General features: G+C 72.1%; 21 protein-coding genes. 7 read left to right on the top strand and 14 right to left on the bottom strand.

Annotated features, from left to right (window positions below):
* Positions 1–7 precede the first annotated feature (7 nt).
* The 4 genes from CWOE_RS04055 to CWOE_RS04040 are packed head-to-tail and all read right to left on the bottom strand — an operon-like array spanning position 8 to position 5,147.
* The gene (locus CWOE_RS04055; RefSeq protein ID WP_041730086.1) at positions 8–1,108 is read right to left on the bottom strand and encodes an extracellular solute-binding protein; all 1,101 of its coding nucleotides are present in this window, start codon (positions 1,106–1,108) and stop codon (positions 8–10) included.
* Between the two features lie 20 nt (positions 1,109–1,128).
* On the bottom strand, positions 1,129–2,610 hold the full coding sequence (locus tag CWOE_RS04050; protein ID WP_049793173.1) for an FAD-dependent oxidoreductase: 1,482 nt from the start codon (positions 2,608–2,610) through the stop codon (positions 1,129–1,131).
* A gap of 4 nt (positions 2,611–2,614) precedes the next feature.
* On the bottom strand, positions 2,615–3,766 hold the full coding sequence (locus CWOE_RS04045; RefSeq protein WP_012932297.1) for a M24 family metallopeptidase: 1,152 nt from the start codon (positions 3,764–3,766) through the stop codon (positions 2,615–2,617).
* 37 nt (positions 3,767–3,803) lie between these two features.
* Positions 3,804–5,147, bottom strand: coding sequence for an ArgE/DapE family deacylase (locus CWOE_RS04040; RefSeq protein ID WP_012932296.1), 1,344 nt, complete (start codon positions 5,145–5,147; stop codon positions 3,804–3,806).
* A gap of 166 nt (positions 5,148–5,313) precedes the next feature.
* Between CWOE_RS04040 and CWOE_RS04035 the strand changes: the two genes are divergently transcribed.
* Positions 5,314–6,363, top strand: coding sequence for a LacI family DNA-binding transcriptional regulator (locus CWOE_RS04035; RefSeq protein ID WP_012932295.1), 1,050 nt, complete (start codon positions 5,314–5,316; stop codon positions 6,361–6,363).
* Between the two features lie 18 nt (positions 6,364–6,381).
* Here CWOE_RS04035 and purE read toward each other — a convergent pair whose 3' ends face one another.
* The 3 genes from purE to CWOE_RS04020 are packed head-to-tail and all read right to left on the bottom strand — an operon-like array spanning position 6,382 to position 8,452.
* Positions 6,382–6,873, bottom strand: coding sequence for a 5-(carboxyamino)imidazole ribonucleotide mutase (gene purE / locus CWOE_RS33775; RefSeq protein WP_012932294.1), 492 nt, complete (start codon positions 6,871–6,873; stop codon positions 6,382–6,384).
* Positions 6,870–8,153, bottom strand: a complete 1,284-nt coding sequence (purD, locus tag CWOE_RS04025) for a phosphoribosylamine--glycine ligase (RefSeq protein ID WP_012932293.1) — start codon at positions 8,151–8,153, stop codon at positions 6,870–6,872. The genes purE and purD overlap by 4 nt, the downstream gene beginning before the upstream one ends.
* A 17-nt stretch (positions 8,154–8,170) precedes the next feature.
* Positions 8,171–8,452 (bottom strand): GYD domain-containing protein, encoded by a 282-nt coding sequence (locus CWOE_RS04020; protein WP_012932292.1) that lies wholly within the window; start codon positions 8,450–8,452, stop codon positions 8,171–8,173.
* A 139-nt stretch (positions 8,453–8,591) separates the two neighbouring features.
* Here CWOE_RS04020 and CWOE_RS04015 point away from each other — a divergent pair, with 139 nt between their 5' ends.
* The 3 genes from CWOE_RS04015 to CWOE_RS04005 are packed head-to-tail and all read left to right on the top strand — an operon-like array spanning position 8,592 to position 10,150.
* The gene (locus tag CWOE_RS04015) at positions 8,592–9,281 is read left to right on the top strand and encodes a hypothetical protein (RefSeq protein ID WP_148260888.1); all 690 of its coding nucleotides are present in this window, start codon (positions 8,592–8,594) and stop codon (positions 9,279–9,281) included.
* 47 nt (positions 9,282–9,328) lie between these two features.
* The gene (locus CWOE_RS04010; RefSeq protein ID WP_081425229.1) at positions 9,329–9,715 is read left to right on the top strand and encodes a helix-turn-helix transcriptional regulator; all 387 of its coding nucleotides are present in this window, start codon (positions 9,329–9,331) and stop codon (positions 9,713–9,715) included.
* Positions 9,716–9,724: 9 nt separating this feature from the next.
* Entirely contained in the window at positions 9,725–10,150 is a 426-nt protein-coding gene (locus tag CWOE_RS04005; protein WP_012932289.1) for a VOC family protein, read from the top strand.
* Here CWOE_RS04005 and clpB read toward each other — a convergent pair.
* From clpB to CWOE_RS03970, 7 genes are all read right to left on the bottom strand, one after another.
* Positions 10,110–12,677, bottom strand: coding sequence for an ATP-dependent chaperone ClpB (clpB, locus tag CWOE_RS04000; protein WP_012932288.1), 2,568 nt, complete (start codon positions 12,675–12,677; stop codon positions 10,110–10,112). The two genes, CWOE_RS04005 and clpB, sit on opposite strands and share 41 nt — an antisense overlap.
* A 47-nt stretch (positions 12,678–12,724) precedes the next feature.
* Entirely contained in the window at positions 12,725–13,219 is a 495-nt protein-coding gene (locus tag CWOE_RS30160) for a heat shock protein transcriptional repressor HspR (RefSeq protein ID WP_012932287.1), read from the bottom strand.
* Positions 13,219–14,355, bottom strand: a complete 1,137-nt coding sequence (dnaJ, locus tag CWOE_RS03990) for a molecular chaperone DnaJ (protein WP_012932286.1) — start codon at positions 14,353–14,355, stop codon at positions 13,219–13,221. The genes CWOE_RS30160 and dnaJ overlap by 1 nt, the downstream gene beginning before the upstream one ends.
* Before the next feature lie 12 nt (positions 14,356–14,367).
* Positions 14,368–14,985, bottom strand: coding sequence for a nucleotide exchange factor GrpE (locus tag CWOE_RS03985; RefSeq protein WP_081425228.1), 618 nt, complete (start codon positions 14,983–14,985; stop codon positions 14,368–14,370).
* Positions 14,982–16,910 carry a molecular chaperone DnaK gene (gene dnaK / locus CWOE_RS03980; RefSeq protein WP_012932284.1) on the bottom strand — a complete coding sequence of 643 codons (1,929 nt, stop codon included), beginning with the start codon at positions 16,908–16,910 and terminating at the stop codon, positions 14,982–14,984. The genes CWOE_RS03985 and dnaK overlap by 4 nt, the downstream gene beginning before the upstream one ends.
* A 107-nt stretch (positions 16,911–17,017) precedes the next feature.
* Positions 17,018–17,743 (bottom strand): endonuclease III domain-containing protein, encoded by a 726-nt coding sequence (locus CWOE_RS03975; RefSeq protein WP_012932283.1) that lies wholly within the window; start codon positions 17,741–17,743, stop codon positions 17,018–17,020.
* Entirely contained in the window at positions 17,740–18,636 is an 897-nt protein-coding gene (locus tag CWOE_RS03970; RefSeq protein WP_012932282.1) for a PfkB family carbohydrate kinase, read from the bottom strand. The genes CWOE_RS03975 and CWOE_RS03970 overlap by 4 nt, the downstream gene beginning before the upstream one ends.
* Before the next feature lie 52 nt (positions 18,637–18,688).
* On the opposite strand from CWOE_RS03970, the gene CWOE_RS03965 reads away from it, so the two are divergent.
* Genes CWOE_RS03965 through CWOE_RS03955 form a run of 3 tightly spaced genes read left to right on the top strand, consistent with a single transcriptional unit; the run spans position 18,689 to position 21,777 of the window.
* Positions 18,689–19,492, top strand: a complete 804-nt coding sequence (locus CWOE_RS03965; RefSeq protein ID WP_012932281.1) for an alpha/beta fold hydrolase — start codon at positions 18,689–18,691, stop codon at positions 19,490–19,492.
* A complete protein-coding gene (locus CWOE_RS03960; protein WP_012932280.1) occupies positions 19,482–20,045 on the top strand; it encodes a CAP domain-containing protein in 564 nt (187 codons plus the stop codon). The genes CWOE_RS03965 and CWOE_RS03960 overlap by 11 nt, the downstream gene beginning before the upstream one ends.
* 58 nt (positions 20,046–20,103) lie before the next feature.
* Positions 20,104–21,777 (top strand): hypothetical protein, encoded by a 1,674-nt coding sequence (locus tag CWOE_RS03955; protein ID WP_012932279.1) that lies wholly within the window; start codon positions 20,104–20,106, stop codon positions 21,775–21,777.
* Positions 21,778–21,876 lie beyond the last annotated feature (99 nt).

Raw genomic sequence — 21,876 nt, 5'->3', positions numbered from 1 at the left:
GGCATCATCAGCCCTGGAGGAACGACTTCCACTCGCCGTTGACTTCCTCGGCGTTGTCCACCATCCAACGGAAGTTCATGCGGGCGAGCTTCTCGGCGTTCTCGGGGTTGTCGGCGAGCCCCGCGGCGACCTCGGGCTTCATCAGGTCGAACGCCTTCGGGTTCGGGACCGAGTACTGCATCGCCTCGGCCCACTTCGCCTGCGCCTCGGGGTTGTCGGCGATCCAGCTCATGAACTGCTGCGCCGCGCCGGCGTGCTTCGAGCCTCTGACGACGGCCCAGTAGCCCGGCTCGTAGACGCCGCCGTCCCAGCCGATCTCCAGGTTCAGACCTTGCTCCTTCAACGCGAGCGCACGACCGCTGTAGAGGATGCCGATCGACGCCTCGCCGGTCCGCATCACCTGCTCCATCTGGTCGCCGGACTGCCAGAAGACCTTCACCTCCGGCTTGACCTCGCCGAGCTTGTCGAGCGCGGCCGGCAGGTCGACGTCCTTTCTCGCCGTCTCGTCGATCGGCGTGCCGGAGGCGACCTCGGCCAGCGTCAGGTTGACGAGCGGGCAGGTCGCGCACATCGTGCGGTCGCCGGGGAACGCGTCGGTGTCGAAGAACTCCGTCGTGTTTCTCGGGCAGTTGTCGACCTTGTCGGCGTTGCACGCGACGACGTAGCCGAGGTTGGCGAACGTGAAGCCGAACGACTCCGTCGCGCCTCTCGTCAGCGTTCTCTCGAATCTTCTCTGGAGCTTCGCGGGCAGCGGCTCCAGCAGGCCTTCCTTGTCGAGCAGGAACGCGTCCTGGCCGACGACCGAGTCGACGAGGTCCCACTGGATCTTGCCGGCTCTCTGCTGTGCCTTCAGCTGGGCGACCTGGTTGCCCGGCACGTCGACGATCTTCACCTCGATGCCGGTCTCGTCGGTGAACGGCTTGGCGAGGAAGTCACGCGTGCTTCTCGTGAACTTGCCGCCCCAGCTGGCGACGACGATCGGCCCCTTGTCGGCGCTCGACGAGCCAGAGGCGGTCGAGCCGCCCTTGTCGTCGTCGCCCGAGCTGCCGCAGGCGGCGAGCGTCACGGCCGCGACGGCGGCGAGGAGCGCGAGTGCGACGGCGCGCATTCGCGGGTGGAGGATGGTGCTCACAGTGCTCTCTCTCCTGGATCGGATACTTGGGTTGCGCCGCTGCGACGTGCGGGCAGGGTCAGCCACGCGAGGCCGGCCGTACGGCGCGCGAGCGCGCCAGGACGGCCGCCGCGCTCTTCGAGCGCCTCGTTGCGCGCGATCAGCGCGCGAATCGCCTCGGCGCCGACCTTGCGGAACGGCTCGGGAGGCATCTGGCGGTGGTCCGGGACGGTGGTCATCCCGCAGGTGGCCCACGCGTCGCCGCGACCGAGCGCCAGTGAAGCGAGCACCCGGCCGCCGACGACCGCCGGGATCACTCCGTCGCCAGAGTAACCGGCGCCGACGAGGACGCGGTCGGCGCCGGGCAGCGGCGCGAAGAACGGCAGGTGCCGCCACGAGCGGTCGACCGCTCCGCCCCACGCCGCCTCGATGCGGACGTCGGCGAGCTGTGGGAAGAAGCGGCGGAAGTCGGCGACGACCGTCCGCGCGAGGCGCTCGTCCCAGATCACGCGACCGCCGACCCGGCCGCGGAATCCGGCCGCTCCGCCGCCGCGCCCGAAGGCGATGCGGCCGTCGCGCGTGACGTGCAGGTAGTGGATCAGCCTGCGCCCGTCGACGAGCTTCTCGCCGCCGGTCCAGCCGAGCTGCTCGATCCGCTCCGGGATCGGCGCGGTGACGAGCATGTGGCTGGAGAGCGGTACGAGCACGCCGCGCAGCTCGGGCAGAGATGACGCCCAGGCGTTCGTCGCCAGCACGACGCGGTCGGCGCTGACGGTGCCGCGCGGCGTCTGCACGCGCGCCGCGGCGCGGTCGAGCCCGGTCATCGGCGTGTGCTCGTGGACCGCGACGCCGAGTCTCAGCGCGGCGGTGCGCAGGCCGCGCGCCAGCAGCGCCGGCTGGATCGAGGCGCTGTCGGCGATGAAGTACCCGTCGCGCAGGACCGGCGAGCCGATCCGCGCGCGGATCGCGGCGCCGTCGAGGGGCTCGAAGCGGCCGGCTTCGCCGAGCCGCTCGGCCGCCGCGACAGCGGCGTCCCAGCTGCCGTCCTGGCCCGGCGCCGCGGAGGCGACGAGCTTGCCACCGCGGCGCAGGTGGATGTCGAGGCCGTGCTCGTCGCACAGCGTCTCCATCTCGCCGATCGCGTCGCTCGACGCGCGCGCCAGGAAGCGCGCCTGCTCGGCGCCGACGTGGCGTTCGAGCGCGTCGAGGTCGTGCCACCAGGTCGTCGCGAAGCCGCCGTTGCGGCCGCTCGCGCCCTGGCCGCAGATGCCGGCCTCCAGCACGACGACGCGCAGCGACGGCTCCGCCTCCTTCAGGCGCAGGGCGGTCCACAGCCCGGTGTAGCCGCCGCCGACGATCGCGACGTCGCAGCGGACGTCGCCGTCGAGCGGACGCTCGGCGGAGGCGGCGGGCGCCTCCGCGAGGAGCGCCTGCTGCATCCACCACGACGGCTCGACACGCGGCGGCGCCGCGCGCGGGATGTCGTCACGCCAGGTCACGGCGTCAGTCGATGACCGTCAGGCCGTGGCCGAGGGCCGACATCGAGACGCCGCCGTCGGGGCCGGCCTCGACGGTGTCGCCCTGCTTCATGCCGAAGCCGCGGTCGAGCAGCGTGATGTTCGGCTCGATCGAGAACGACATGCCCTGCTCGAAGACGTGCTCGTCGCCCTTGACGAGCGTCATCGGCTCCAGCCAGCCCGGCGGGTAGGCGACGCCGGTCGAGTAGCCGAGCCGGTGGCAGCGGCGGCGCACGAGGTCGAGGCGGTCGAGCACGGCGTTGCACTCGTCGTCGGGCTGGTGGACGGGCGTGCCGATCTTGCAGCCCTTGATCGCGACGTCAGTCGCCTCCTCCAGCACCGCCGCCGTCTCGGCGACCTCGGCGCTCGGCTTCCCGATCACCGCGGTGCGCATGACGATGCCGTGGTAGCGGTGGACGGTGCCCGCGAACTCCATGCAGACGACGTCGCCGAGCGAGATCGTGCGGCGCGTCGCCATGCCGTGGACGAGCGCGCTGCGCGGGCCCGAGACGACCATCGGCGGGATCGCCGCGTACTCGCTGCCGGCCTCGCCGAGCGCCCGCGAGATGATGCCGGCCAGCTCGACCTCGGAGAGGCCTGGGCGCAGCGCGGCGAACGCCTCGCTCATCGCGTAGTCGGCCATCGCCGCGGCCTGACGCTGGTAGGCCAGCTCGGCCGCCGACTTGATCAGCCGCAGCTCCGGGACGATCTCGGTGCCGTCGACGAAGTCGGCCTCGGGCAGCGCCTTCTTCAGCCGCTCCCACGACGCCGGCAGGAACGTGAACGCCTGCATGTCGACGGCGATCCGGCCCGTGTCGAGGCCGCGCGAGCGCAGCGTCTGGGCCTGCACCTCCATCGGGTCGACCTGCGCGATGTCGTAGAAGATCCCCGTCGTCAGCCACGACGTCTCCAGCACGCCGGGCTCCTCGGTCGTGCGCGTGTGGAGCGTCGGCTCGGCGTCGCTCTGGTCGATCAGCAGCGCCTGCGTCCACAGGTAGCCGATCGTGTCGTAGCCGGTCAGCCAGTGGATCGAGTCCGGCATCGTGACGAGGACGGCGTCGATCTGCTGGTCGCGCAGCGACTGGCGGACGCGCTCGATGCGCGCTCTGTAGGTCGCTACGTCGAAGGCAAGCTGCATGGTGTCTGTCTCCTGAGGGGTGGTGCTGAGAAGGGGGTCAGTCGGCGGCGGGCGCGCCGCACCAGTCGGTCACGACGCGGGCGATCACGGCGGCGCAGGTGCGCAGCTCGTCGACCGAGACCCACTCGTCGATCATGTGGGCGCGCTCGATCGCGCCGGGGCCGTAGCAGTAGGCCGGGATGCCGTCGAGCAGGTACGTGCCGGCGTCGGCCCAGGTGTCGAAGCCGTCGATCGCGGACTCGACGCCCTGCGCGGCGCTGGCGTCGCAGAGGACGCCGCCGAAGGCGGTGTCAAGCGGCGTCTCGGCGGCCGGGTAGTCCTGCGTCCAGGTGACGACGGGCGGGTGCTCGCGCAGCCACGGGTCGGCCGCCGCAGCCCGCGCGAGGTGCTCCTCGACCTCGCGGCGGACGTTGCCGCCCCAGCCGCCCTCCTCCGCCTCGCCGGGCAGGTAGGTGAGGTCGAAGTCCATCGTGCACGCGCCCGGCAGCGAGGCGATGAACTCGCCGCCGGCGATCCGCGTCGGGAAGATCCGCGGCGTCGACAGCAGCGGGTGCTGCTTGTCGGGGCGGCCCTGCCACTCCTCGCTCAGCGCGTCGAAGGCGTCCATCACCTTGCGCATCTGGTCGATCGCGTTGACGCCGCCGCCGAGCGAGTGGTGCGCCTGCGGGATCTCGGCGTGGCCGGGCAGGCCGGCGACGGTGACGTTGCCGTAGAGGATGCCGCGGTAGGCGGCGTAGACCTGGAAGCTGCTCGGCTCGGGGACGAGGCAGGCGTCGGCGCGCTCGCCGCGTCTGAGCAGCGCGACGACGCCCATCCCGGTCGTCTCCTCGTCGGGAGCGATCTGCACGTGCAGGTCGCCGGCCAGCTCGGCGCCGGACTGGACGATCGCCTCGGCGGCGGCGAGCGCGGCGGCGATCCCGCCCTTCATGTCGCAGGAACCGCGGCCGTAGAGGCGGTCGCCCTCGACCGTCGGCGTCCACGGGTCGCGCGTCCAGCGCTCCAGCGGCTCGCAGCGCACGGTGTCGAGGTGGCCGTTGAGGATCAGCGACCGGCCGCCGCCGCTGCCGCGCTTGACGGCGGCGAGGACGGGGCGGCCCTCCCACGTGAGGCCGTCCGGGTACATCGGGTGGCCCGCGACCTCGGCCGGATCGGGCTCCCATATCTGCACGTCGAAGCCGAGCCTCTCGAGGAAGGCGCCGATCCATGCCTGCGCGTCGGCCTCCTGGCCGTGCGGTGCCGCGGGGCCCGCGTAGGGCGTGTCGCGGGCGTAGGCGGTGTCACGGCGGACCAGCTCCGACGTGATCTCGACGACCCGGTCCGGCGTCGCCTCGAGGGCGGCGAGGACACGGACGGCGTCGGGCTCGGCGTGCAAGTCGTTCATACGGACGGCGACCTCTTCTCGAAACGTTTCGGCATCGCATACACTCCATCGCGATTCCGCTCTCCTGCTCGCTGCCTAAACGTTTCGGCAGCAATGGCGGGGCAGTGTACGCAGCTCGCCGGAGGACTGTCAAGACGAGATATCGTTGCGGCGCTCCACCACCCTCATGACACCCGACCCGACCCAGGACCGACCAAGAAGACGCACGCGCGTCGCCCTTCGCGACGTCGCGAAGGCGGCCGGTGTGTCGATCGGGACCGCCTCCGACGCGCTCAACGGCAAGGGCCGCGTCGACCTCTCGACGCGCGCCGAGATCGTCGCGACCGCCGAGCGGCTCGGCTACCGCGCCAACCGCGCCGCCCGCCACCTGCGCCGCGGCAGCACCGGGATCCTGGCCTTCGCCCACACCATGCCGACCGACTCGCCGGTCGAGCTGTCGGGGATCGAGTACTTCGTCCAGATCCTCACGTCGGCCGCCAACGCCGCCGCGCGCCACGGCTACGCGCTCGTGATCTCGCCGATCCAGCCGGGCAACCTCGACGACCTCCACGTCGACGGCGTGATCATGCAGGACCCCGAGAGCGGCAGCCCGCTGCTCGCGCTGCTGGAGGAGCGCGGCATCCCCGCCGTCACCGCCGGCCGCGTCCCGGGCCGTCCGCGCGAGGAGGGCTGGTGGGTCGACAACGACATCGAGGGCGAGACGATGCGCGTCCTCGACCACCTCGCCGAGCAGGGCGCGCGCTCGGTCGCGCTCGTCAGCACGAGACCGACCCGCTCCTACACGTTCGACAGCATCCGCGGCTACGAGCGCTGGTGCGGGCAGCGCGGGCAGGCGCCGCGAATCGTCCTGTTCGACGGCAACGCCAGCGAGTCACGCGCCTACGAGGCGACGTTGCCGCTGTTCGCGGAGCCCGATCCGCCCGATGCGCTCTACGCGCCGCTGGACCGGCTCGCGGTCGGGGCGCAACTTGCGGCGCGCGGCGTCGGGCTGCGCGTGCCGGAGGACGTGATGGTCGCCGCCGGCAGTGACAGCGAGTCGACGCGCAGCGCCAGCCCGCCCGTGACCGCGCTCGCACTGCACCCGGACAGGATCGGCAGCGTCGCCGTCGACCTGCTCGTCGAGCGCCTGCGCAACGCGGCGGCCGAGCCGCCCCGACACGTGATCGTCGACTCCGAGATAGCGCTGCGCGAGTCGACCGCGCGCGGCGCCGGCTGAGCGGCGCCGCCCGGTCCGTCAGGCGCCGAGGATGCGCGCCGCCAACACGGCGGCGTTCTTCGGGTTGTCGACGCCGACGCAGGCGACCGGCACGCCGGGCGGCATCTGCGCGATCGCGAGCAGCGCGTCGAGGCCGCCACCGACCGACGTCTTGCTCGTCAGCGGGACGCCGATCACCGGCAGCTCCGTGTGCGCGGCGACCGCGCCCGGCAGCGCCGCGGCGAGGCCGGCGCCGGCGATCAGGACCTTCAGGCCGCGCGCCTGCGCCGTCTTCGCGTACTCGGCCACGGTGTCCGGGTTGCGGTGGGCGGACATCACCTGGATCTCGTTGGCGATGCCGCGTCTGTTCAGCTCCGCGGCGGCCTTCTCCATCATCGGCATGTCGCTCTCGGAGCCCATCACGATGCCGACCAGCACGCCGTTCGTCTCCAGCTCCTGCTCGAGCGCGGCGACGGTCTCGGAGGTCTCGGCGCTCTCGGTCGCGCGGATGGGTGAAAGCTCGTCGGTCATGCGGTGCTCCCAGTCTGTGTCACGGCGCGCAGCGCGATGTCCCGTCGCAGCTGGCGCCCGTCGAAGGCGATCGAATCCGCCGCAGCATAGGCGGCGGCGCGCGCCGCCGCCGCGTCGTCGCCGAGCGCGGTCACGTTCAGCACGCGCCCGCCGGCGGTCACGATCGCGCCGTCCTGCGTGCGCCGCTTGGTGCCCGCGTGGGTCACCTCGATCCCGTCGGGGACCGCGTCGAGCCCGCCGATCTCGTCGCCGGTGCGCGGCGACTCCGGGTAGCCCGCGCTCGCGAGCACGAGCGTGACCGCCGTCTCGGGCGACCACTCCAGCTCGACGCCCGCCAGCCCGCCCGGCTCGCTCGCCTTCCACAGCACCTCGAGCAGGTCCGAGCGCAGCCGCGGCAGAACCGCCTGCGTCTCGGGATCGCCGAAGCGCGTGTTGTACTCGAGCACTCTGACGCCGTCCGCCGTCATCATCAGGCCGGCGTAGAGGACCCCGTGGAACGGCGTCCCGCGGCGCGCCAGCTCGTCGACGATCGGCTGGTGGACCTGGGCGCACAGCTCCTGCGCGCGCGCCGCGTCGATCCCCGGGACCGGCGAGTAGGAGCCCATCCCGCCCGTGTTCGGCCCCGCGTCGCCGTCGAAGATGCGCTTGTAGTCCTGCGCCGGCGCCATCGCGATCGCGCGCTCGCCGTCGCACAGCGCCAGCAGCGACAGCTCCTCGCCGACGAGGTGCTCCTCGACGACGACCCGCTCGGTCCCGTGGCGGTGCTCGACGAGAAACGCGTGCAGCGCGTCGCGGGCCTCCTGCTCAGAGGTCGCGATGATCACGCCCTTGCCGGCCGCGAGGCCGTCGGCCTTCACGACGATGGGGTAGCGGTCGATCGCCGCCATCCCGTCCTCGACCGTGGTCACGACCGTGTGTGCCGCGGTCGGGACGCCGGCCGCGGCCATGATCTCCTTCGAGAAGGCCTTCGAGCCCTCCAGCCGCGCGCCGGCCGCGACCGGCCCGAACGCGCGGATGCCGGCGGCGCCGAGCGCGTCGACGACGCCGTCGACCAGCGGCGCCTCGGGACCGACGACGACGAGCGCGACGCCCTCCGCCCGCGCGGCGGCGACGAGACCGTCGACGTCGCCGACGCCGACGTCGAGCAGCCGCGCGTCGGCGGCGATGCCGGCGTTGCCGGGGGCGCACAGCAGCTCGGGCGCCTGCGGCGAGCGCTTCAGCGCACGCACGATCGCGTGCTCACGCCCGCCGGCGCCGATGACGAGGACCTTCTGGGACACGTGCGGGACCTGCGCCGTCAGAGCGACGAGATGAAGTCGTCGATCGGGATCGCCGTCAGCGTCTCGTACTGGACGGTGCCACGGGAGCCGAGCTCCAGCGAGACGCGCGCGATCGTCTTCTCGTCCGGCGCCTCGACGATGTTGATGAAGTCGAAGCGGCCGAGCACGCACCACTGCGCCTTCACCGTCGCGCCGAGCTGCTCGATCTCTCTGTTGACCTCGCGGATGCGCTGCGGGTTGTTCTTGATCGTCTGGGTGCCCTCAGGCGTGAGCTTGGACAGCATGACGTACGTCGGCATGGTGGGCCTCCCGGGTTTCGCTGGAACGTTGCGAGCTTTCGTCCTCCCTGGTTTCTATCCCACCGAACGCCGAGGCGCTACCGCGGGATCGTCGGTACCGGGTGGCCGGACGCCGGGTGGGTGCGCGATGATGGTGCCTGTGACACACCGCCGAACCGCCAAGCTCGCCGTCCTCGCCGTCTCCGCGACGCTGCTCGCCGGCGGCCTCCAGCCCGGCGCGGCGGGTGCCAAGGCGAAGATCGAGCTCGACCCCGGCTGCTACCTCAGCAACGACGAGGGAACGCTGACCGGCAGCGGCTTCAAGCCGAACACGACGTGGACGGCGAAGCTGTCCGGCACACAGGAGCTGGGCAACGGCAGAACCGACGGCAGAGGCCGGATCCGCGCGCTCTTCACGGCGCCGGACTACAACGGCACGAGCGGGACGCGCAAGCTGACGCTGTCGGTCACCGACGGGCCGAACGTCGCCTCGACGAGCTTCCTGATGTCGCCGCTGACCGCCAGCTTCTCCCCCAGCTCGGGTGACCCGGCGAGACTGCGGGTGCGCTGGCGCGTGCTCGGCATCGGCCCGAACCGCGGCGTCTACGTCCACTACATCCGCCCGAACGGCAAGCTGAGGAAGACGCTCCGGATCGGCACCTCCGACGACCTCTGCGGCGCGCTGAAGACCGGCCCGATCGCACTCTTCCCGTTCAGATACGAGTTCGGCAAGTGGACGTTCCAGGTCGACACGACGCGCCGCTGGTCGGCGAGAACGACGCCGCGCCTGCTGATCCGCTTCGAGGTCAAGAGACCGTCGAGAAGAAGAGGCAGAAGAGGCGGCAGATAGCGCCCCGGCACGCAGACAACCGCCGCCTGCTGCGGGCGCGGGACGCGATGGATCGGCGCTATGCGGAGGCGCTCGACGTGGAACAGCTTGCGGCGTCTGCGCACATGTCGCGTGCGCACTTCATCCGCAGCTTCCGCGACGCCTTCGGCGAGACGCCGCACCGTTACCTCCAGCGCCGGCGGATGGAGCGCGCGATGGCGCTGCTGCGCGACACCGACCGCTCGGTGACCGAGATCTGCCTCGACGTCGGCCTCGCGAGCCTGGGGACGTTCAGCCGCACCTTCCGCGACGTCGTCGGCGTCTCACCGACCGCGTACCGCGCGCGCGAACGAGAACGAGCGGCGGCGCGGGCGCGCGTGCCGAACTGCATCGCGATGGCGTGGGACCGTCCAACGAGCACTTTCGGAGAAGCCGGCGGCGACCTGCCGGGCTAGGTTGCGCACATGCTCAACGCGACGACCCACTCACAGATCACGGTGCTCGACCACGACCAGGCGCTCGACTTCTACGTCGGCAAGCTGGGACTCGAGGTGCGCAACGACGTCCAGCTGGAGTTCATGCGCTGGCTGACGGTCGCGGCGCCCGGCGACACCACGCACGAGATCATCCTCTACGTGCCCGGGGTGCCGTTCGACGCCGCGACCGTCGAGCAAATCCGCGACCTCGGCAGCAAGGGCGCCCTCGGCACGACGATCTTCAGCACAGACGACGTCCGCCGGACCGCCGAGCAGCTGCGTTCCAGGGGCGTCGAGTTCATCCAGGACGTCGTCGAGCAGTCCTACGCGATCGACTGCGCGGTGCGCGACCCGTTCGGCAATCACATCCGCATCAGCCAGCCGGCGCCGGTACCGGCCGCGCGGCCCGCGTGAACGCCAGCTCGCCGTCGATCGCGTCGACCTCGACGAGGTCGCCCGCCGCGAACTCGCCTTGCAGGATCGCGAGCGCGAGCTTGTCGACCAGCCGCTTCTGGATGACGCGCTTGAGCGGCCGGGCGCCGTAGGTCGGGTCGTAGCCGAGGTTGCCGAGCAGCGTCCGCGCGTCCTCGGTCAGCACGACGTCGATGTCACGCTCGCGGACGCGGCCGACCAGTCTCGACACCTGGATCTCGACGATCTCCGAGATCTGCTCGCGCGAGAGCGGCTGGAACTCGACGATGTCGTCGAGCCGGTTGATGAACTCCGGCTTGAAGTGGCCCTCGGCGCCGACGCGGCCGCCGGGGATGTTGGACGTCATGATCAGGACGACGTTTCTGAAGTCGACCGTGCGGCCCTGACCGTCGGTCAGGCGGCCGTCGTCCATCACCTGCAGCAGCGCGTTGAACACGTCCGGGTGCGCCTTCTCGACCTCGTCGAGCAGCAGCACCGAGTAGGGCCGGCGGCGGACCGCCTCGGTCAGCTGGCCGCCCTCCTCGTAGCCGACATAGCCGGGCGGGGCGCCGATCAGGCGCGAGACCGCGTGTCTCTCCATGTACTCGGACATGTCGAGCCGGACCATCGCGTCCTGCGAGTCGAACATGAACTCGGCGAGCGCGCGCGCCAGCTCGGTCTTTCCGACGCCGGTCGGCCCGAGGAACAGGAACGTGCCGATCGGGCGCTCCGGATCCTGCAGGCCGGCGCGCGAGCGCCGCAGCGCGTTCGCGACGGCCTCGACCGCCTCGTCCTGGCCGATCACGCGCTGGTGCAGCCGCTCCTCCATGTGGACGAGCTTCTCGACCTCGCCCTCCATCAGCCGCGCGACGGGGATGCCCGTCCAGCTCGCGATCACCTCGGCGATGTCCTCGGCGTCGACCTTCTCCTTCAGGAACTGCGTCTCGACCACCTCGGCGTCGGCGTCGGCCTCGCGCGCCTCGGCCTCCGCGAGCTGCTTCTCGAGCGCCGGGATCTCGCCGTAGCGCAGCTCGGCGGCGCGCTGCAGGTCGGCGGCGCGCTCGGCCTGCTCGGCCTCTATCCGCGCCTGCTCCAACCGCTCGCGCACTGTGGTGATGGCGGAGATCGCGTCCTTCTCGCGCTGCCACTGCGCCGTCATCCCCGCCGAGCGCTCCTGCAGCTCGGCGATCTCGCGCTCGATCGCGTCGCGGCGGGCGACCGACGCCTCGTCGGACTCCTTCGCGAGCGCCTCGCGCTCGATCTCCAGCTGCATGATGCGGCGGTCGATCTCGTCGATCTCGGTCGGCTTGGAGTCGATCTCGATCCGCAGCTTGGAGGCGGACTCATCGATCAGGTCGATCGCCTTGTCGGGCAGGAAGCGGTCGCTGATGTAGCGGTGACTGAGGGTCGCCGCGGCGATGATCGCCGAGTCCTGGATGTCGACCCCGTGGTGGACCTCGTAGCGCTCCTTGAGCCCGCGCAGGATCGCAATCGTGTCCTCGACGGAGGGCTCGCCGACGAAGACCGGCTGGAAGCGGCGCTCCAGCGCCGGGTCCTTCTCGATGTGCTTGCGGTACTCGTCGAGCGTCGTGGCGCCGACGGCGCGCAGCTCGCCGCGCGCGAGCATCGGCTTCAGCAGGTTGGCGGCGTCGACGGCGCCCTCGCCGGCGCCCGCGCCGACGATCGTGTGCAGCTCGTCGATGAAGAGGATCACGAGGCCGTTGGCGTCCTGGACCTCCTTCAGCACGGCCTTGAGACGGTCCTCGAACTCGCCGCGGTACTTCGCGCCGGCGATCAGCGCGCCGATGTCGAGCGAGACGACCTTGCGGTCGCGCAGCGACTCGGGCACGTCGCCGGAGACGACGCGCTGAGCGAGCCCCTCCGCGATCGCGGTCTTGCCGACGCCCGGCTCGCCGATCAGGACTGGGTTGTTCTTCGTGCGCCGCGACAGCACCTGGATCACGCGGCGGATCTCGTCGTCGCGGCCGATCACGGGGTCGAGCTGGCCGAGCGCGGCGGCCTCGGTCAGGTCGCGGCCGTACTTCTCAAGCGCCTGGTACTTGTCCTCGGGCGCGGCGTCGGTGACGCGGTGCGGGCCGCGGACCTCTCTGATCGCGGTGTCGAGGTTCTCGTGGTTGGCGCCGGCGGCGCGCAGGATCTCGCCCGGCTTCGAGTTGTGACCCGAGAGCGACAGCAGCACGTGCTCTGTCGACACGTACTCGTCGTCGAGCTGGCGCATCTCGTGCTCGGAGGCACGCAGCACCTGCATGAACTCGGTCGACGGACCGCTGCCGCCACTCGGCCCCGACATCGTCGGGAGCGCGTCGAGCGCGGCGTTGTTCTCGTTGCGGATCGCCGCGGGGTCGGCGCCGACCTTGCGCAGGACGGCGGGGACGATCGACTCCGGCTGCGTCAGCAGGACCGCGAGCAGGTGCTCGGGCGTGGCCTGCGGGTTGCGACGCTCCTCGGCCAGCCGCAGACCGGCCTGGATCGCCTCCTGTGACTTGATCGTGAAGCGGTCGAGCTGCATCCGGCGGGTCCTCCAAGGGGTTGAGATCTAAGTGTAAGTGACTTAGATCATACCGCGTCGTCGCCGTCTTTCGAAGGGCGCTCGACGGGAATTCTGTAGCGCGGCGGGGCGGGTCTGTGAGGCACGATCGCGCCGCCGCGGACGTACGGGACGATCTCCGCGCGCAGCGAGCGCCGCAGCTCCTCCAGCCGCTCGACCTCCTGCGCCAGGTCACGCGCGCGCCGCTCCAGCCGGCGCACCTTCGAGCTGGCCGCCTCCAGCTGCTCCTCCAGCTCGAAGACGCGCTCGACGCCGGCGAGGTTCATCCCCAGCTCGGCCGTCATCTCCTGGATCCGGCGCAGCCGCTCGACGTCCTTGTGCGAGTACAGGCGCGTTCCCTTCGGCGAGCGCTTCGGCTGGATCAGCCCGCGCTGCTCGTACATCCGCAGCGTCTGCGGGTGCATCTCGGCGAGCTCGGCGGCGACCGAGATCATGAAGACGCCGCGGTCGTCGCTGACCTCGATCCGCGTCGTCGTCCGTATCCGGCGGCCGCCGCTGCTCATCACGCCCGCGCTTCCGTGCGGCCGCTGAAGAGGCGGGCGCGCGGGTTGCCGTTCATCGTCTTCGCCAGCTCGTCGACCGCACGGCGCTGGTCGGAGGTGAGGTCTCTCGGGACGTCGATCACGAAGCGGTAGTGGATGTCGCCCCGGCCTCTGCCGCCGAGTCTCGGCGCGCCCTCGCCTCTCAGCCGCTGGACGGTGCCGTGCTTGGTGCCCGGCGCGACCCGCAGCTTCTTGGAGCCGCGCAGCGTCGGCACCTCGACCGTCGCGCCGAGCAGCGCCTCAGGCACCGTCAGCGGGACCTCGACCTCGACGCGGTCGCCGAGATGCTTGAAGACGGGCGAGTCGGCGACGCGCGTGACGACGAACAGGTCGCCCGGCTCGCCGCCGTTGGCGCCGACCTCCCCCTTGCCGGCGATCCGCACGCGGCTGCCGTCGCGCACGCCGGCGGGGATGTTGACCTTCAGGCGCTTGATCGTGCGCCGCGCGCCGCTGCCGCCGCACGTCGGGCAGGGGTCCTCGATGATCGTGCCGGTCCCGCTGCAGCGCGAGCACGGCGTCGAGATCGAGAACAGGCCCTGCCCCTGGGACTCGACGCCGCGGCCGTGACAGACCGGGCAGACCGTCGGCGCGGTGCCGGGTCTCGCGCCGCTGCCGTGGCATGTCTCGCAGCGCGTCGAGGTCGGCACCGCCAGCGACGCCTGCGTGCCGTCGATCGCCTCCTGGAACGTCAGCGAGACCTCGGTCTCGAGATCGCGGCCGCGCTGGGCACGCGGACGCGTGCCGGTGCGCGGGCCGGCGCCGCCGCGCCCGCCGCCGCCCCCACCGCCGAAGAGGTCGCTGAAGATGTCCCTGAACGAGCCGCCGCCGAACGCGTTGGGGTCGAAGCCGCCGGTCGTCCCGCCGCCGGCCGCGAACGGACCGGTGCCGCGGTCGTACGCCTTGCGCTTCTCCGGGTCCGACAGCACGTCGTACGCGGCCGAGACCTCCTTGAAGCGCTCCTCGGCTCTCGCGTCGCCCTGGTTGGTGTCAGGGTGGTACTGCCGCGCGAGCTTGCGGTAGGACTTCTTGATCTCCTCGTCGGTGGCGTTCTTGCCGACCCCCAGGATCTTGTAGAGGTCGGGCTTGGTGGCGGCCATGCAGGCTGCTCCCTACGCCGCGACGACGACGCGGGCCGGCCGCAGGACGAGGCCGTCCAGGCGGTAGCCCGACTGGTAGACCTCGACGACGGTGCCGCTCTCGGCGCCTTCGACCGGCTGCTGGACCATCGCCTCGTGCAGGTTGGGGTCGAACCGCTCGCCCTGCGGCGAGAAGCGCTCGATCCCGGCGCGACCGAGCGCGGCGAGCAGCTCATCGTGGACGAGCCTGATGCCCGCGGTCAGGTGGTGCTCGGGCGCCCCGCTGCCGCCCTCGCCGGGCGTCTCGGCGGCGGCGAGCGCGCGGTCGAGGTTGTCGAGCGCGGGCAGCAGCTCCTTCGCGAGCTTGCCGATCCCGCGCGCCTCGGCCGCCTTCACGTCGCGCGCCATCCGCTTGCGGAAGTTCTCGAAGTCGGCCTGCGTGCGCTGCGCGAGGGCGAGGTACTCGTCGGCCTTCTCCGCCTTCGCGACCAGCTCGTCGAGGTCCTGCTGGACCTCGATGCCATGGTCCTCGGGCGTGTCGTGCGCGGCGTGGACGCCGTCGGCGGCGGGCACGGCCTCCTCGGCGGCCGTCTGCTCGACGGCCGCCTCCTCAGGCTGCTGATGCTGATGCGGCTCGTGACCCATCGTCATCTGCCCTCGTCCACGACCTCGGCGTCGACGACGTCCTCCTCGTCGTCGGAGGAGGCGTCCTCGCCGACCGGCCCGTTGGACTCCGGCCCGCCGGCGCCGTCGCCGGACGCGGCCTGCTGCTCCTGGGCTCTCTGGTACATCGCCTCGGAGACCTTGTGGAAGGCCGACTGGAGCGCGTCGGTCTTCGCCGCGATCGCCTCGGCGTCGTCGGACTCGAGGCTCTCGCGGACCGCCTTGATCGCCGCCTCGATCTCCTCTCTGGAGGAGGCGTCGACGCCGTCGCCGAGGTCTCTCAGCTGGCGCTCCGCCTGGTAGGCGGCGTTCTCGCCGTTGTTGCGCGCCTCGGCCAGCTCGCGCTGTCTCTTGTCCTCGTCCGCGTGCGCCTCGGCGTCGCCGACCATCTGTCTGATCTCGTCGTCGGACAGGCCCGAGCCTGCCTTGATCTCGATCTTCTGCTCCTTGCCGGTGCCGAGGTCCTTCGCGGACACCGAGAGGATGCCGTTCGCGTCGATGTCGAACGCGACCTCGATCTGCGGCACGCCGCGCGGCGCCGGCGGGATCCCGGTCAGCTGGAACTTGCCGAGCGACTTGTTGTACTGCGCCATCTCGCGCTCGCCCTGGAGCACGTGGATCTCGACGGACGGCTGGTTGTCCTCGGCGGTCGAGAAGACCTCCGACTTGCGCGTCGGGATCGTCGTGTTGCGCTCGATCAGCTTCGTCATCACGCCGCCCTTGGTCTCGATGCCGAGCGTGAGGGGCGTGACGTCGAGCAGGAGCACGTCCTTGACGTCGCCGGCGAGCACGCCGGCCTGGATCGCTGCGCCGAGCGCGACGACCTCGTCCGGGTTGACGCCGCGATGCGGGTCCTTGCCCGTCAGCTCCTTGACCTTGTCCTGGACGGCCGGCATCCGCGTCATGCCGCCGACCATCACGACGTGATCGATCGTCTTGGCGCCCTTGTCCTTGGCGTCGTCGAGCGCCTGACGGACCGGCACGACGGTGCGGTCGAGCAGGTCGGACGTCAGCTCGTTGAGCTTCGCGCGGGAGAGGCGCGTGTCGAGGTGCTTGGGACCGCTCGCGTCAGCGGTGATGAACGGCAGGTTGATCTGCGTCTCCTGCGTGGTGGAGAGCTCGATCTTCGCCTTCTCGGCGGCCTCGTAGAGGCGCTGCAGCGCCATCGGGTCGGCGGACAGGTCGATCGCCTGGTCCTTCTTGAACTCCGCGACGAGCCAGTCGACGACAGCCTTGTCGAAGTTGTCGCCGCCGAGGTGGTTGTCGCCCGCGGTCGACTTGACCTCGAAGACGCCGTCGCCGATCTCCAGGACCGAGACGTCGAAGGTGCCGCCGCCGAGGTCGAAGACGAGGATCGTCTGGTCGGTCTCCTTGTCGAGCCCGTACGCGAGCGAGGCCGCGGTCGGCTCGTTGATGATGCGCTTGACCTCGAGGCCGGCGATGCGGCCCGCGTCCTGCGTCGCCTGACGCTGGTCGTCGTTGAAGTACGCCGGGACGGTGATGACGGCGCCGTCGACGGTCTCGCCGAGGTACGCCTCGGCGTCGGCCTTCAGCTTCTGGAGGATCATCGCGCTGACCTCGGGCGGGCTGTACTGCTTGCCGTCCGCCTCGACGCGCGCGTCGCCGCCGGGACCGGCGACGACCTTGTACGGCACGATCGACTCCTCCTCGCGCACCTCGGCCTCCTTGCGGCCCATGAAGCGCTTGATCGAGAAGATCGTGTTGGTCGGGTTCGTCACTGCCTGGCGCTTCGCGACCGTGCCGACGAGCCGCTCGCCACCCTGCGTGAAGGCGACGACGGACGGCGTGGTGCGGCCGCCCTCGGCATTCTCGATCACGGTCGGCTCGCCGCCTTCGAGGACGGCCATACAGGAGTTGGTCGTGCCGAGGTCGATGCCGATCGTCTTGCCCATGGATGAAGCTCCTTCGCGGTTTCGCGGTACTGCGACTGTGTGCGGAAAAAAATCTAAGCGAGAGTGTAGTAGATCCGCAAGCTCGCCCCGAGCGCCGGGGCGCCCGCTCAGGCGTCGGTGCGGCGACTCGGGCAGACCCGTCTCAGCACGCACGCCGGGCAGTCGGGTCTGCGCGCGTGGCACGTGCGGCGCCCGTGGCGCAGGAGGTTCACGTGGAACTCCAGCTCCTGGCCGCGCGGCGAGAGGTCGAGCATCTCGTCGTGCAGCTCCTCGAACGGCGCCCCCGGCCGCAGCAGCCGCAGGCGCATGCCGACGCGCGAGACATGCGTGTCGACGGGGACGTCGCGCAGCCCGTACGCGAACAGCAGCACGCATGCCGCGGTCTTGCGCCCGACGCCCGGCAGCGAGCAGAGGTAGCGCTGGCCGTCGGGCACGCTCGCATCGCGCAGGAACGAGAGGTCGAGCCCGGCGCCCTCGGGCGAGTCGTCGATCGCGCGCAGGATCTGCTGGATCCGCTTCGACTTGACCTTCGAGATGCCGCCGGGGCGGATCGCCTCCTCGACCTCGGCGTTCGGCGCCTCCAGCACCGCGCGCCAGTCGGCGAAGCGCTCGCGCAGCCGCTCGTACGCGACGTCGCGGTTGCGGTCGTTGGTCGACTGCGACAGGACCGTCAGCACCAGCTCGTCGAGCGGCTGCTCGTGCGGCGGCATGATCGGGATCCCGTAGACGTCGCGCAGCTTGTCGCGGATCGCGTTGACCCTGCGGCGTGTCGGCCGCGTCCACTCGCCCTTCGGGATCGTGACGAGCTTGTCGCCGGAGGCGTCGGTCTTCAATCCAGCGCTCCCCAGCGCTCGGTCGCGCGCGCGGCCTCGGCGACCGCGTCGGGCAGCGCCGCGGCGGCCGCCGCCGGGTAGTAGCCGCTCAGCGCCAGCCGCGCGAGCAGGACGCCCGTCAGCGTGTCGCCGGCGCCGACCGTCGAGCGGACCTCCGCCGCGACGCCCGGCACGTCGAGTCTCAGCTCGCCGCGCAGCATCGCGCCCGCCGCCCCGCGCGTCAGCACGACCATCCGCGCGCCGCCCTTGAGCAGCGCGCGCGCCGCCAGCTCCGGGTCGGACTCGCCGGTCATCAGCTCCGCCTCGGCGGCCGTCGCTCGCACCAGCAGCGCGCCGCGCACGCAGGCGTTCGCGTACGACTGCGCCTGCGAGCGCATCGCCCAGCGGTGGAGACGGATGTTCGGGTCGAAGACGATCGGCGTGCCGGCCGCGAGCGCCTGCTCGCGGGCGTCGAGGACCAGCTCGCGCTCCGCTCTGTCGACGAGCGCGTTGGTCGTCAGGAAGAGGCCGTCGGCGGCGGCGAGCGCCTCCTCCAGCCGGCCGCCCAGCGCGTGCAGCACGGCGCGCGGGTCGTCGCCGTAGAGGTCGTAGCGCGGCTCGCCGTCCTCGTCGACGACGACGAACGCGAGCCGCGTGCGCGCCTCCTCGCCCAGCTCGAACCAGCGCAGGTCGACGCCCTCGCGCTCCAGCCGCGCCCGCAGCCAGCGGCCCCACGGGTCGGCGCCGGCGCCGCCGGCGAGCGCGATCGCGGCGCCGTGCCGCGCAGCGGTGACGGCGACGTTCGCGGCGACGCCGCCGAACGCCGGCACGAACGCGTCCGCCTCCGCGACGTCGTGGAGCGGCCGCTCGCAGATCAGGTCGACGAGCGCTTCGCCGAGGCAGAGAGTCGTCACGATCGGCAAGGTAACCCCTGTGGCGCGCAGGCGCGTATAAGCTCGCGCCCTCGTGGAGGTGACCGAGCACACCGGGGAGCTCGACGGACAGCCCGTCTTCTGGCGCTCCGCGCCAGCCGATGGCGCGCCGACGCTGTACGTCCACGGCGTCCCGACCAGCTCCGACGACTGGATCCCGTTCCTGGAGCGGACCGGCGGGCTCGCGCCCGACCTGCCCGGCTTCGGCCGCTCGGGCAAGGGCGGGCAGAACCCGTACTCGCTGGACGGGATCGCCGACTTCGTCGAGCGCTTCCTCGCGATGCTCGGCGTCGAGCGCGTCAAGCTCGTCGTGCACGACTGGGGCTCCGCGGCGCTCGCCTTTGCGATCCGCCATCCCGAGCGCGTCGAGCGGCTGATCGTCTGCAACGCCGTCCCGCTGCTGCCCGGCTACCGCTGGCACCGGATCGCGCGCATCTGGCGCACACCGTTCCTCGGCGAGATGGCGATGGGGCTGACGCTGAAGTGGACGATGGGCCGGTTCATGCGCCCGGCGTTCGCGAGACCGCCGCCGCGCACGTTCATCGAAGCGGCGTGGCGCCATTTCGACCAGGGCACTCAGCGCGCGATCCTGCGGCTGTACCGAAGCGCACCTGAAAGCAGCCTCGAACGCGCTGGTACAGATCTTTCACAGGTGACCGCTCCCGCGTTGGTAGTTTGGGGCGCGCTCGACCCCTACATCCCGCCGAGCTTCGGGGACGCGTATGCGGAGCGGCTGCCGGGGGCGAGCGTCGAACACGTCGCGGACGCCGGTCATTGGCCCTGGATCGACAGGGCCGATCTCATCGAACGATTTGCTGCCTTCCTGGGTGACACCTGACGAATCGCCGCGTGCCGCGCCGGCCCGCCGGCCGCGCCTGCTCGCGCTCGCGCTGCTGCTGCTCTCGCTCGCCGTCCCGGCGCTGCTGGCAGGAGGCACGGGCGCGGCGTCTGCCGCGGCCGCTCCGGCCTCGCCGCAGGCGTCTGCCGCGGCCGCGCCCCGCTTCGGACCGGCGGTCGTGGCCGAGCTGAACCGCATACGTGCCCGCAGCGGCCTGCCGGCCGTGCGGCACGACCAGCGGATGAGCCGGACCGCCTCCGCGCACTCGCGCCACATGCTGCGGACCGGCGCACTCGTGCACGGCTCCTGGACCGGTCGCGTCGCCCGCGCGGCAGGCTCGGCGGCCGCCGTCGGCGAGGTGCTCGGCTGGCTGCGCCGCACGAGCCCGTCGCGCGAGGCGCGTGCGGTCGTGCGCGGCTGGCTGAACTCGGCGCCGCACCGCCACGTGCTGCTCGACGCGCGCTTCCGCCGCGTCGGGATCGGCCGTGCGGCCGGCCGTTTCGACGGCGCGAAGGCCGCCGTCTACACGGTCGACTGGGCCACCGCGCGCTGACGGACGCCGCTCCGCCGAACGACCGCGAGCCGGTCGGTTGGTTAGCCTGCCAAGGCCGATGAGCAGCCTCAGCGCCACTCCGACGCGCAGCCGTGCCGCGGTGCCGAGCTGGTTGCGCACCGCCGCTCCCGGCCTGCTCGCCGCCGTGCTCGCGGCGGTCTACCTGCTCTGGGAGCCGGCGTCGATCGACCTCGCCGCGGCCGAGTACCGCTCCTGGCTGTTCGGCCGCGAAGGGCTCGCGCTGTACGACCTGCAGTGGTACGGCGGCCACCACATGCCGGGGTACAGCGTGCTCTTCCCGCCGCTCGGCTGGCTGCTCGGGCCGCGCCTCCTCGGCGCGCTCTGCGCCGTCGCCTCCGCCGTCCTGTTCGAGCGGCTCGCGCGCGGGCGCTACGGCGCGAACGCCTGGCTCGGCGCGCTCTGGTTCGCCGGCGGCACGGCGACGATACTGCTGAGCGGCCGGCTCACCTTCGGCCTCGGGCTCGTGCCCGCGCTCGGCGCGCTGCTGGCGATCGAGCGCGGTCGCGCCGCGCGCACGGCGCACCGGCGCCACGTGCTCACCGGCGTCGCGCTCGGGCTCGCCGTGCTGACGGCGCTGGCGAGCCCCGTCGCCGCGATCTTCCTCGCGATGGCCGCGACCGCCTACGCCGTCGCCGACCCGCTCCCGCGCCCGCTGCGACTGAGCGCCCTGCTGACCGAGCGCCGCCTCGTCGGCCTCGGGGTCGCGGGCGCGACGATCGCGCCGGTCGGGATCGCCGCGATCGCGTTCCCGGAGGGCGGCGTCGAGCCGTTCGTGCTGTCCGCCTACTGGCCGGTTCTCGCCGTCACTGCGGCCGCGCTGTGGCTCGTCCCGCGCGAGCAGCGGGCGCTGCGCGCCGGCGTCGTCCTCTACGCGCTCGGCTGCACCGCCGCGTTCGTGCTCGACACGCCCGTCGGCGGCAACTCCGCCCGCCTCGGCGCGCTCTGCGCCGGCCCGCTGTTCGCGCTCGTGCTGTGGCCGCGCCGCCGCGTCGTGCTCGCGCTGGTCGCGCTGCCGCTGCTGTTCTGGCAGTGGACCTCCGCCTACCACGACGTCAGGGCGGCCAACGGCGACCCGAGCGTCGAAGCGGCCTTCTACGCGCCGCTCAACGCGTTCCTCGACCGCGCCGAGGCGCGCGGCGAGATCGGTCGCGTCGAGATCCCTTTCACGAAGCTGCACTGGGAGTCGCGCCACGTCGCGCCGACGCACGAGCTGGCGCGCGGCTGGGAGCGCCAGCTCGACCACAAGGTCAACCCGCTCTTCTACGACGGCGAGCTGACGCCCGCCCGCTACCGCGCCTGGCTTCACGAGATGGCCGTGCGCTGGGTCGCGCTGCCGGACACGCGCTTCGACTACTCCGCGCGTGCCGAGGCGAGGCTGGTCGCGGGCGGCCTGCCGTATCTGAGAGAGGCGTGGAGCGGCGGCGGCTGGAAGGTCTACGCGGTCGAGGACCCGACCCCGCTCGTCAGCGGCCCGGCGCGGATCGTCGCGCTCGGCAGCGACAGCGTGACGCTCGACGTCGCGCGGCCGGCGACGCTGCACCTGCGGATGCACTGGACGCCGTACTGGGCGCTCGCGAAGGGCGACGGCTGCGTCGCGCCGGACGGCCGCGAGCAGACGCAGGTGCGGGTGCGCAGAGCGGGCGAGGTCAGGCTCGTGACGCGCTTCGCGATCGGGCGGATCGCCGCCCAGAGCCCGCGCTGCACGGGCTGAGCCCGGCGCTGGCCGGGGTTCGGCCAGCTCGACCCTGAGAGGGTGCTAACCCCCGTCGTGGGCCAACAGACCGCGATCCGAGATAGGATGCGCGTTTCC

The organism is Conexibacter woesei DSM 14684 (assembly GCF_000025265.1).
In the GTDB taxonomy this organism is placed as follows: domain Bacteria; phylum Actinomycetota; class Thermoleophilia; order Solirubrobacterales; family Solirubrobacteraceae; genus Conexibacter; species Conexibacter woesei.
This window is presented reverse-complemented; position numbering and strand designations above follow the sequence as displayed.

Bases quoted from the DNA above. Each gene is read 5' to 3' on its own strand.
- CWOE_RS04045 (WP_012932297.1), bottom strand. From the start codon at position 3,766: ATGCAGCTTGCCTTCGACGTAGCGACCTACAGAGCGCGCATCGAGCGC.
- CWOE_RS30160 (WP_012932287.1), bottom strand. From the start codon at position 13,219: ATGAGCAGCGGCGGCCGCCGGATACGGACGACGACGCGGATCGAGGTC.
- CWOE_RS03955 (WP_012932279.1), top strand. From the start codon at position 20,104: ATGAGCAGCCTCAGCGCCACTCCGACGCGCAGCCGTGCCGCGGTGCCG.
- CWOE_RS04035 (WP_012932295.1), top strand. From the start codon at position 5,314: ATGACACCCGACCCGACCCAGGACCGACCAAGAAGACGCACGCGCGTC.
- CWOE_RS04055 (WP_041730086.1), bottom strand. From the start codon at position 1,108: ATGCGCGCCGTCGCACTCGCGCTCCTCGCCGCCGTCGCGGCCGTGACG.
- CWOE_RS04010 (WP_081425229.1), top strand. From the start codon at position 9,329: ATGGATCGGCGCTATGCGGAGGCGCTCGACGTGGAACAGCTTGCGGCG.
- clpB (WP_012932288.1), bottom strand. From the start codon at position 12,677: ATGCAGCTCGACCGCTTCACGATCAAGTCACAGGAGGCGATCCAGGCC.
- dnaJ (WP_012932286.1), bottom strand. From the start codon at position 14,355: ATGGCCGCCACCAAGCCCGACCTCTACAAGATCCTGGGGGTCGGCAAG.
- CWOE_RS04020 (WP_012932292.1), bottom strand. From the start codon at position 8,452: ATGCCGACGTACGTCATGCTGTCCAAGCTCACGCCTGAGGGCACCCAG.
- CWOE_RS04040 (WP_012932296.1), bottom strand. From the start codon at position 5,147: ATGAACGACTTGCACGCCGAGCCCGACGCCGTCCGTGTCCTCGCCGCC.
- dnaK (WP_012932284.1), bottom strand. From the start codon at position 16,910: ATGGGCAAGACGATCGGCATCGACCTCGGCACGACCAACTCCTGTATG.
- CWOE_RS04005 (WP_012932289.1), top strand. From the start codon at position 9,725: ATGCTCAACGCGACGACCCACTCACAGATCACGGTGCTCGACCACGAC.
- purE (WP_012932294.1), bottom strand. From the start codon at position 6,873: ATGACCGACGAGCTTTCACCCATCCGCGCGACCGAGAGCGCCGAGACC.
- CWOE_RS03985 (WP_081425228.1), bottom strand. From the start codon at position 14,985: ATGACGATGGGTCACGAGCCGCATCAGCATCAGCAGCCTGAGGAGGCG.